Consider the following 2,236-nt stretch of genomic DNA (forward strand, 5'->3'; position numbering starts at 1 on the left):
GGGATCAATTCTGGAACAAGCTGAATCAATATGGCTTTTCCATTGCGCTCTAAGGGTATCAAATAAAGGTCGCACCCATCTTAACCACAAGTTTTACCTAATAGCCGATCGACAATTGTATGAATGGCTTCTAAATTAGAACTAGTCAACCCTTGCTGGGCTGAATTTGTGGTCATAGGTTTACCTCGCGGTAATCACAAAACCCGCAGTACACTCGCGATATTTGCAACGGTTGTCATACGTTGAATCTCATCTAGCGCCTTGCGGAAATTGCCCTCTCGGACATCGTGGGTGACGACCACAATTTCAGCTAGTCCATCGCGAATTCCGGCTTGCACGACTGACTCTAGGCTGACTTGATGATCACCAAAACAGGTGCCCAACTTACCGATTACACCTGGATAATCTTGAGTTAAAAATCGAGCATAGAAGCGAGTGACCAGTTCTGACATCGGCGCGATCGTACAATAATGCTGATGCGAACACGCCAGCAAAGGATCGAGTAACGGTGTTCCATCAGCTTGCGTGACTTGCCCGCGTCCGACTTTTAAGATTGCGGCAATGTTGAGAATATCAGAAACAACCGCGCTGGCAGTCGGCCCCGCTCCCGCTCCGCGACCAAAAAACATGACTTGCCCGATCGGATCGCCTTCAATCAAAATCGCGTTATAAACATCATTTACACTGGCAAGCGGATGAGTTTTTGGAACGAGCGTCGGATGCACTCTCACCTGCAATTGCTGATCAGATTCGCGTTTGGCGATCGCCAATAGCTTAATCACAAATCCCAGCTTTTCTGCATAGGCAATATCTGCTGCACCAATCTGCCGAATGCCTTCACAGTAGACTTCTGAGAGCTTGATGCGTCCGCTAAATGCTAAAGACGCGAGAATCGCAATCTTGTCGGCGGCATCTAACCCATCGACATCAGCAGTCGGATCGGCTTCCGCATAACCGAGTTGTTGAGCGTCTGCCAAAATCTCGCCAAAGTCGCCGCCCTCCGTTTGCATCCGCGTCAGAATGTAGTTGGTCGTGCCGTTCACAATGCCTATGACGGTGTTGATGCGATTGGCGCACAGCGATTGCTTGAGCGGCTCAATCACGGGAATTCCGCCCCCAACGGCGGCTTCTAATAGAACGTAGACTCCCGCTTCTGAGGCTGCCGTGAAGATTTCGTCACCAAACCGAGCGATCGCCGCTTTGTTTGCTGTCACCACGTGTTTTTTGTGGGCGAGCGCTTTGAGAATCAGCGATCGTGCAGGTTCTAAACCGCCCATAACTTCGACCACGATATCAATTTCGGGGTCGGTGACGATCGCGTCTAAATCTGTAGTGAGCAGGTCTGCGGATAGGTTTAGCGATCGGGCTTTGTCGAGCGATCGGACTCCTACTTTATGAATGACTAGCTCTTGAAGTAAGGGATGCCGTTGAGCCGGGTCGCGCAAAATTTCAACGGTTCCGGTGCCGACGGTGCCCAATCCGAGTAAACCAACTTTAAACGCCACAGTGCTTTCCTACTACGATCGTTACTCAATTCTAGAATTGTACGGGTTTGACAAGAAATAACTTCACACTTTTAGAGTAGGATTTTCGTCTGACTCTAGGAGGTGACTTTAACGGTGTCCGAGAAGCCAGTTTATTCTTGTTCCTTCAAGTTACCTAAATCGCTGGCACTAATTCTTTCCTAATTCCGATCGCTGAATTTGAGCAAATTGAAGAAATTTTAGAGAACTTTGGTTTAACCCAGCTGATGGAAGAAACGGAGAATCAAGATCGTCTTTCTAAAGCAGAAGCCCTCAATTATTATCAGTCTTTAAAGGAACAGCATGTGGACGGTTGAGTTTACAAAACGTTTTTTGAAAGAACTCGCTGCATTGCCTGCTGATATTCAAACTCGTGTGGAACTCATTGTCTTTAAAGAGCTAGAGGTTGAGAATCCATTTAAGCTAGGCTATTTGGAGAAAATGAAAGGCTACTTCGACAAGTACAAAATTCGAGTTGGGGACTACCGAATTGGTATTACTATCGAAAAAGAAGACCGCATTCTGGTTTGCGATCGTATTGCTCACCGAAGGGACACCTACAAGATTTTTCCATAAGGATCGTCAAGCCTCTCCCGGACATTTAGGGAAAGGCTAAGTAGGTAGGCGTAGAAAAGCTGAGTTGGATGAAGTTGTATTAAGTGTCTTCTGCCCTGAACCGAAAGCGTTCAACCGTATGTCCATGGGCTTTAGCT

Annotated in this window: 3 protein-coding genes; 2 read left to right on the top strand and 1 reads right to left on the bottom strand. The window is 47.3% G+C overall.

Annotation, left to right across the window (positions count from 1 at the left end; translation table 11 throughout):
- Positions 1 to 194: 194 nt before the first annotated feature.
- Positions 195 to 1,505: a homoserine dehydrogenase gene (locus tag C7B65_RS26795; protein WP_073075360.1), complete on the bottom strand. Its 1,311-nt coding sequence runs from the start codon at positions 1,503 to 1,505 to the stop codon at positions 195 to 197.
- A 188-nt stretch (positions 1,506 to 1,693) separates the two neighbouring features.
- On the opposite strand from C7B65_RS26795, the gene C7B65_RS29800 reads away from it, so the two are divergent.
- Together C7B65_RS29800 and C7B65_RS26800 are read left to right on the top strand one after the other, a co-directional pair.
- On the top strand, positions 1,694 to 1,840 hold the full coding sequence (locus C7B65_RS29800; RefSeq protein WP_223257539.1) for a hypothetical protein: 147 nt from the start codon (positions 1,694 to 1,696) through the stop codon (positions 1,838 to 1,840).
- A complete protein-coding gene (locus C7B65_RS26800) occupies positions 1,827 to 2,099 on the top strand; it encodes a type II toxin-antitoxin system RelE family toxin (RefSeq protein WP_073075361.1) in 273 nt (90 codons plus the stop codon). The genes C7B65_RS29800 and C7B65_RS26800 overlap by 14 nt, the downstream gene beginning before the upstream one ends.
- Positions 2,100 to 2,236 lie beyond the last annotated feature (137 nt).

Origin of the sequence: Phormidesmis priestleyi ULC007, from assembly GCF_003003695.1 — a bacterium.
GTDB lineage: Bacteria > Cyanobacteriota > Cyanobacteriia > Leptolyngbyales > Leptolyngbyaceae > Phormidesmis_A > Phormidesmis_A priestleyi_A.